This is a genomic window from Chamaesiphon polymorphus CCALA 037 (genome assembly GCF_003003845.1).
GTDB lineage: Bacteria > Cyanobacteriota > Cyanobacteriia > Cyanobacteriales > Chamaesiphonaceae > Chamaesiphon > Chamaesiphon polymorphus.
In genome coordinates this window covers 1-7,763 of the sequence record NZ_PVWO01000265.1, presented here as the reverse complement: position 1 = coordinate 7,763, position 7,763 = coordinate 1, and the positions used below count along the sequence as shown (strand labels likewise).

At 42.8% G+C, this 7,763-nt stretch carries 7 protein-coding genes, 3 tRNA genes and 1 pseudogene; 3 read left to right on the top strand and 8 right to left on the bottom strand.

Annotated elements, in window-relative coordinates:
* Positions 1-48: 48 nt before the first annotated feature.
* Positions 49-1,197: a leucine-rich repeat domain-containing protein gene (locus C7B77_RS18410; RefSeq protein WP_106308043.1), complete on the bottom strand. Its 1,149-nt coding sequence runs from the start codon at positions 1,195-1,197 to the stop codon at positions 49-51.
* Positions 1,198-1,240: 43 nt separating this feature from the next.
* Here C7B77_RS18410 and C7B77_RS30145 point away from each other — a divergent pair, with 43 nt between their 5' ends.
* Positions 1,241-1,381 (top strand): hypothetical protein, encoded by a 141-nt coding sequence (locus C7B77_RS30145; protein ID WP_181243918.1) that lies wholly within the window; start codon positions 1,241-1,243, stop codon positions 1,379-1,381.
* 12 nt (positions 1,382-1,393) lie between these two features.
* On the opposite strand, the gene C7B77_RS18405 is transcribed toward C7B77_RS30145, so the two are convergent.
* The 5 genes from C7B77_RS18405 to C7B77_RS18385 form a co-directional block, all read right to left on the bottom strand.
* Positions 1,394-2,830: an SDR family NAD(P)-dependent oxidoreductase gene (locus C7B77_RS18405; RefSeq protein WP_106308041.1), complete on the bottom strand. Its 1,437-nt coding sequence runs from the start codon at positions 2,828-2,830 to the stop codon at positions 1,394-1,396.
* Between the two features lie 60 nt (positions 2,831-2,890).
* A tRNA-Gly gene (locus tag C7B77_RS18400) sits at positions 2,891-2,963 on the bottom strand.
* 11 nt (positions 2,964-2,974) lie between these two features.
* A tRNA-Gly gene (locus C7B77_RS18395) sits at positions 2,975-3,049 on the bottom strand.
* 9 nt (positions 3,050-3,058) lie between these two features.
* Positions 3,059-3,132, bottom strand: a tRNA-Asp gene (locus tag C7B77_RS18390).
* Positions 3,133-3,362: 230 nt separating this feature from the next.
* Positions 3,363-3,770 (bottom strand): KTSC domain-containing protein, encoded by a 408-nt coding sequence (locus tag C7B77_RS18385; protein ID WP_106308038.1) that lies wholly within the window; start codon positions 3,768-3,770, stop codon positions 3,363-3,365.
* Positions 3,771-3,870: 100 nt separating this feature from the next.
* On the opposite strand from C7B77_RS18385, the gene C7B77_RS18380 reads away from it, so the two are divergent.
* Positions 3,871-4,461, top strand: a complete 591-nt coding sequence (locus C7B77_RS18380; RefSeq protein WP_219892195.1) for a hypothetical protein — start codon at positions 3,871-3,873, stop codon at positions 4,459-4,461.
* Between the two features lie 190 nt (positions 4,462-4,651).
* Here the strand turns inward: C7B77_RS18380 and C7B77_RS18375 are convergent, their stop codons facing one another.
* On the bottom strand, positions 4,652-5,977 hold the full coding sequence (locus tag C7B77_RS18375; protein WP_106308035.1) for a dihydroorotase: 1,326 nt from the start codon (positions 5,975-5,977) through the stop codon (positions 4,652-4,654).
* Between the two features lie 320 nt (positions 5,978-6,297).
* Between C7B77_RS18375 and lepB the strand changes: the two genes are divergently transcribed.
* Positions 6,298-6,924: a signal peptidase I gene (gene lepB, locus C7B77_RS18370; RefSeq protein ID WP_106308033.1), complete on the top strand. Its 627-nt coding sequence runs from the start codon at positions 6,298-6,300 to the stop codon at positions 6,922-6,924.
* A gap of 169 nt (positions 6,925-7,093) precedes the next feature.
* On the opposite strand, the pseudogene C7B77_RS18365 reads toward lepB, so the two are convergent.
* A pseudogene (locus C7B77_RS18365) lies at positions 7,094-7,763 on the bottom strand (deoxyguanosinetriphosphate triphosphohydrolase); the annotation flags it as partial.

The following is a 7,763-nucleotide window of genomic DNA, read 5'->3' as shown; positions in this document are numbered from 1 at the left end:
AAAACTAATTACTCCGACTTTTTTCATTACCAATCAATTTTTGAAAGACTATTCTCCTACTTTTTCAGCAAGCCCTAAATAGTTAATTGTGATGGTATCGATCGAGCGATTGGCTGCGAGTAGCGAGATAATTTCTGGGTTCAACTTACCGCTGACAAATAAATGTGTTAACGTGCGATTGTTTTTTAAAGCATCAAACAACAAAGATTGCGATCGATCGTCTAACTTGACTCTGCCTAGATTGAGATGGGATAGGGTTCGATTGGTACTGAGATAACTAGCGATCGCATTAATTCCTCGATCGGTAATCGCGTTAGGATTTGCACCCAAAACCTTCGTAGATGGACTGTAACCCAAATCCAATCGAGTCAATCTCGGCATGTTTTGAATGGCTGATATCAGTAGTTCGCAACCTCGATCGCTAATTCCATTACTAGCCAATCCCAATTCGGTTAAGGTATTATTATTGGCTAAAGCATCTGCTAAGATTTCGATGCCCCGATCGCCCAGATGATTGACATTCATAAAAAGTGCTTTGATCGAATGATTAGCTCTCAATAAATCTGCCAGTAAATAAGCATCATCGGTATCAAGATCGTTACCGCCTAAATACAATCTTTTAATCGTCCGATTCGTTGTAATTAAAACATCGACGATCGCTTTTAATCCCACCTTGCCGATGCGAGTACTAACTAAATCGAGAATCTCCAGTTTAGTATTAGACTGCAACATTTCGGCAATATGTTTGGCACCTTCAATCCCAATCGGATTGCGTTTGAGCCACAATCCCGTGACAGTCGAACTATGCGCTAATACTTTACTTAGCTCGGCGATTCCAGCTCCCGAAATAGCATTGCAACCTAAATAAACTACCTCCAGCCGATCGTTACGCTCGATTAATTTCGCGATCGATTTTACCCCAATATCGCCAATCCCATTCGTACCTAATAATAAACTCGCGATCGTCGTATTAGTTTCTAAGGCTTTGGCTACAATCTCACAACCCGTCACGCCGAGGTTTTGTTTGCACATATCCAACCGTCCATCTGGCATTAATGTTCCAATTGGAAAGGTGGTTTGTTCGGTAATATTTGGGTTAGTTTTTAGACGTTCTAATAATGGTGTTAAATTATTTAAAATATCCGACGTAGTTTCTATCGGTTGTGGCTGCGGACAATGTAATGGTGAATCTATCATTTTGAATTAGGGATTGCGGATTTTGGATTATTTAAATAATTGCATGAATCACAGATCTGTAGGGGCGGGTTTGCGGCGCGCGCTCGTCGGGTCTCCCGACGGTTTAGCGCGAAAAGACAATGCTATGGATATCGATCGCACCATAAACCTCAAACAAACCCGCCCTCTCCCACAATGCAATTAAATATCTTCAAATCTACCAAGGATAAGGAAAATAATCTTTAAGAAAATGACCGAACAAAGGTGTTTCTGGTAAATTAATTCCAGAGACGATCGGGTCGTAAATTCTGGCCATACCATCGATCGCATCTAATGGTGGATAGAAATCTTGTTCCTGTTCCATCCGTTGACTTTTGGGATAGGGATTTTCATTAGTAATCCAGCCTGTATCGACACTATTCATAAAAATATTATCCTCTGCATAATCAGCCGCCGAGGTGCGCGTCATCATATTGAGAGCTGCTTTGGCCATATTTGTATGCGGATGATCGGTGGTTTTATGTTTGCGATTGAATTGTCCTTCCATCGCCGAGACATTGATAATAAACCGCCTAGCAAACTTCGATCGCATTAATAATGGCTTGAGCCGACTATTAATTAAAAATGGGGCGATTGCATTGACAAGTTGCACCTCTAATAATTCTGGCGTACTGACGCGATCGAGTTTTAATGTCCAACTATTAATCGGACGCAAATCTACTTGTTGTCCATCGCGATCGAATGTCTGCGGTGGAAAGTAAATCTGACTGGAGTCAGTTAATTCCTCTCGGTAATTCGATCGAGTTTCGAGTAATGCTGTTTGGTTGTATCCGTCAACTGGAATTAAAGCTTTAATCGCCCCAGATAATTCTTCCCGATCTAATAAATGTCTATAGAATTCTAGCGGACGCTTGACAGTTTGACAGGCATTATTAATAATAATATCTAAGGCCGATTCTCTTGCTAACAGATATTCGATAAATCCTTCCAGTGATTTAATATCTCGCAGATCGAGTCCATGAATCTGCAATCGATCGCCCCATCGATCGAAATCTGGCTCCAAACTATAACGCCGCGCGCAATCTTGAGGAAACCGCGTCGTGATAATTACCCGCGCACCATCTTGTAATAGTCGCAAGCCTAATTGATAACCAATTTTAATTCTTCCACCCGTAAGCAGCGCGACTCTACCTGTTAAATCTGCTCTTCGATCGCGTTTGGCATAGTTAAACTCTGCACATTTGAGACAGAGTAAATGATAGAAAAAATGGACTTCGCGGTAAGCTTGTTTGCAGATATAACAAGATACCGACTGCTGAAAATATTCTGGCTTTCTCTCTAATAAATCATCAGCGAATTCTGGATGTTGCGAGCGCACTATTAGAGTTTGCTCGATCGTCTGTCGATCTTGGTTGTGTCGTGCCTGAATCAGAGCTTGACGATCTAGTTGATGAATTAGGGTATTTTCTCTAGTCTGACGCTCTTCGATCTTTCTTTCGGTGCGATCGTGTTTGCGAGAATATTTACGTCCTTGTTTATGAATTTTGGCGATTAAACTTTTGATCCGATCTTCATGCGCGATGGATTCTGGATCGTCAGCAATCTGCTGTAAAACTTCCAAACAAATTTCTAGTTTTTCCGCTGGGATATCCATCTTCTAGGAATTTTGGACTTATTTTGGAGCTTACAGATGACTATCCACCCGATGAGGGGTGGGAACTAGAAGGAATTGAACCTTCAACCCTAACCTTGGCAAGGTTATATTCTTCCACTTGAACTATAGTTCCCGCGATGTGGTGGAAATTGGGAGGACTCGAACCTCCAACCTTCGGTGTTGGCAACACGACGCTCTTCCGTTTAAAGCTACAATTCCCCAGATTTGCTGGGAAGGATCGGAGTTGAACCGTCAACCTCGCGCGTGACAGGCGCGCGCTCTTCCACTTGAGCTACATCCCAGCTTATCGAATTTAGCTCAAGTTTGTATCGATCGTCACCTGCTTGTAATAATCGATCGCTAACTTACCACTCGATCTGCAACAAAATCTAGCGGAGCTGATTTGCACTATGGTTCGATCCTAAAATTTAGAGTAGGGGCAATTCATGAATTGCCCCCACTCTAAATTTTAGGGATTGTAATCGAGAGTAGATCTTACCTAAATTCAGCAACGCCCAGGATTTGCCAATCTTTACTCAATTCTGGTGGATGGATAATAACCTTTAATCTCTTGGTTGTAAAAGCTGCCGATCGAATCTGTCGCTTGCAGATCTTCCCACAGTTCTGGCTCAACTTCTGAATACTGGTACACCGCGCCACTATTAAATTCGATTTGCAAGATCTCGCGATCGTAATCGTAGCCGACTTGCGCTGCCATCGTCGAATGGGCTGGCAACATCTCAATGTGTTCTTCGTAAGGCTCGATCTCTGGTGTAGATGCAATAATTCGATCGAGTAGTTGCAAGCCTTCGTAAGCAGCTAATGGAGCGGGAATTTCGATATACTCGATCTCATCTTCGCGTTCGATTAGTAGCTTGAGTCCATCCTCATCGTGCGCGATCGCTTTCAAGCTGCTTAAATCGATTTTACTTAGCTTCATCTGAGTTTGTGCTCCTGCTACAAGTGCGATCGTCAGTCATTGTATAGTACTATTATATCATAATTTGATTCGAGTGAGCGAACAGGTATCTTGGATAACTATGAGTAAAGATCTAAATAAGGGACAATTATTGACATTTCTAGGATTTGTAACAATCGCTGGAATCTTGTATGTATTTTGGTTGATATGTTCTTTTTTTATAAATAGTCTGATTGCTATAGATGCAAGGATATCAGCTACTATACTTGGTGCAATGATAACAGCTATTGTTGGGTTGGTTGCCACAATTATTACTCAAATACAAACAAAGTCAAGAGAAATAGAAGAAGCTCATCGAGGAAAGAAAGTAGAAATTTACCAAAAATTCTTAGGAACTGTGGCTTCATTGATTGGCGGACAAAATAAACAATCAACTATTAAACAACCAACAGAACAGGAGCTTATAGATTTTATGTTCTTACATAAAACTGAGATTTTACTTTGGGGATCTCCTAATGTAATAAGAACACAACTTGAATTTCAAAAGTCAAATAGCCCCGATAGTGAATACTTTGATAAGTTTACTGCAATCAATAACGTGTTCAAAGCAATCCGCGAAGATATTGGTTTAAGTAATGACGGATTAAATAATCTTGAACTAATCAAATTATTTCTTAAAGATCCTGATGAACTTGATAGAGAGAGCTGTTAAGAAAATAAGTTTGTCAGATGAGTAGTAAGCATTACCTGAATATAAATGTTTGTCGCTCGAATCATTCTTATATGTCATGTAGATCGGTAGTATTCGTAGGTTGGGTAGAGCGATAGCGAAACCCAACATCCACAGGTTAATTGACGAATTGTTGGGTTTTGTGCGTCAACCCAATCTACAGACCTAAAATTTAGGTGTTCCCATCGAATCTCAAAGCTTTACCTTTTATCTCCGATCGAATCTCGCCTTTTTCATAGACGATATTGCCATTGACGATCGTGTAAACGGGATAACCCGTGAGATTCCAACCTTCAAACGGACTCCAACCGCATTTACTGACGATATCTTTGCGTTCGAGTGTGTGATAATTTTCCAGATCTACTAATACTAAATCTGCATCGTAACCGATCGCGATCGCGCCTTTATTGGGGATATTATAAGCTTTGGCAACTGCGGTAGACATCCAGTTAGATACTTGCTCGATCGTGCATTTTCCGGCGACTGCTTGGGTGAGCATGACGGGGAGTGATGTTTGAACTCCGGGCATTCCCGATGGGGTGTTGGGATAACCCTTGGCTTTTTCTTCTAATGTATGGGGTGCGTGATCGGTGGCGATAAAATCGATCGTACCGTCTAATAATCCCGCCCACAATACTTCATTATCGCGGTGACTGCGGAGGGGTGGATTCATCTGGGCGAGAGTACCGATGGTGGCATAGGCATCGGTATTGAGCATTAGGTGTTGGGGGGTGACTTCGGCGGTTACCCAGGCGGGTTTGTGTTCGCGGAGGTATTCGACTTCGATGGCGGTGGAGAGATGGAGAATGTGGAGGCGTCGCTGATATTTTTCGGATAGTTGGATTGCCAGTTTGGTGGCAGTTAGGGCGGCAATATCGTCTTGAATTTGGGAATGGATGGCAGGATCGGTAATTCCGGCAAATTCTTGTTTGCGCTGCTCGATCCGCGCCCGATCTTCGGCATGGACGGCAATTAAGCGATCTCCCTGGGCAAAAATCGGTTCTAAGACATCGATAGTATCGACGAGTAGATCGCCATGCATCGAACCCATGAATACCTTGATGCCGCAGGCAGGGCTGGCTGTGCGGATGTCTGGCTGGTTGGCGGGAGTCGCACCGATGAAGAAGCCGTAATTGACGATGCTTTTGCGGGATGCCCGATCGAGTTTATCATCGAGTGTGGCTTGAGTGGTGGTCAGTGGTTTGGTATTGGGCATCTCTAGAAAGGATGTCACCCCACCTTTGGCACAGGCGTAGCTGGCAGTAGCCAGATCTTCTTTATGCTCTAACCCTGGTTCCCGAAAATGGACTTGCGGATCGATGACTCCGGGCAACAAAACCAAGCCAGTTGCGTCGATCTGTTTAGTTGCATCATTAGCGGTAATCTCAGCCGCAATCTCGACAATGCGTTCGTCGCGAACTAATACATCCCCAGTCAGCCAGCTACCATCAGCCAAGAGGATTCGAGCATGACGGATTAGCAAAGAATTTACGCTCATACTCGATCGTCCAAAATAAAGGTCATAATGGTCTATACGCAATACAATTTTGCAAAGATAGAATGAGTGCTTGTAATCTCACCACTCGTGCGTCGCCTCTGTGCGATCGACACTACAAGTAGGCGAGATTGAGACTGATTCTTACAATTGTTTGCGGTCTTCTAAACTATCTGAGTAAGATTTTACAGCACGATCGTGGAGGTTGTCGGATCTAAATCCTGTAGTTTGGGCTTAACTCGCGATCGCGATCCGCAAAACCAACTCGATTTTCTCTCAAATACAATCGATTCACTTAATATCCCACTTCTTCTATCGGTTTTATGGATTACGAACAACCTAAATCTGAACCTGAATCTACATCTGACGCTAATGTGGCACCGCCAAAAGCCGAAAATCCGTGGATGGAGACGCTCAAAACCATCGGCTTGAGTGCTGTGCTGGCATTTGGGATTCGGAGCTTTGTGGCTGAGGCGCGTTATATCCCTTCTGGTTCGATGCTACCCACTTTGCATATTGACGATCGATTGATTATCGATAAAATTAGCTATCGCTTTTCCGATCCCGCTCGTGGCGATATTGTCGTTTTCAATCCTACCGCCAAACTCGAAGAAGAAAAATTTAAGGATGCTTTTATTAAACGGGTAATTGGCGTACCTGGCGATCGGGTTGATATCAAAAGTGGTAAGGTCTACATCAATGGCAAGTTTTTAAGTGAAAATTACCTCGGTGAAGATCCTAATTACAATTGGAGCAGTACAACACTGACACCCGATGGCATCGTGCCCAAAGGTCATTATCTAGTTTTGGGTGACAATCGTGATAATAGCTACGACAGTCGCTTTTGGGGCTTTGTACCCAAGGATAAAATTGTGGGTAAAGCGACAGTCAGATTTTGGCCGATTAACCGAGCAGGCGGGATCGATCCGCAGCCTGAATATACTAAGTAACTTAAATTAATTGAGAATTGAGAATTAGGTTGTTAGGATAGGTAAAGCCAGTAGGGTGGGCACTGCCCACCATCTAGGTTTTAGGCATAATCTATTATACAAATAATTGCTTATCCACTATCCACTATTCACTATTCACTATCCACTATCCACTATCCACTAAAAATAGCTATCGACATTTCATTGCGTCGATCTGCTTGGTAATATTTACAGCCTGTCGATCGGTAATGCCAGAGATAAAATCTAAAATATGCATGTAAGCATGATGCAAAGACCAATCTGGCTGGGGTTGGTGTCCGCCCATCATTGCTAATAATTTACCGTGTCGATTCTCCAAAGGAGAGGCTACGCCAACGGTTAAATCTTCGCCATCTTTGCAGACAATTAGATTGTATGCTGCGGTAATAAACGCATCTAATAATATATCGATCGTGGCATGAGAGCCGACTTCGATTTGGATCTTACGCGGATCGTTAAAGATTTTATGTTTAGCAGTATCTTTCGCGAGCGTAACGCACTCTTTGATGCGACCGCCACAAGCGTCAATCAGATCGTCATAGATAAAATTTCCGTGCAAGAGAGCGTCCTTTTGCTTGACAAAAGTATCGACAACACCTTCAATGAGGATATTCATCGCTTTCCCCCGTGCGATCGCAATTTGGCGACCGAGCAATTCATTACCCTTACAACTAGAATGTAGCGGTGGAATCCGATCGAAATCGAAGACGATATTCAAAATATCGATCGCTTCATCGTAAGTAATAAAGCCCATCTCGATCCCATCTTCGAGATCGATTAAAGCATAACAAATATCATCTGCTGCTTCCATCAAATATGCT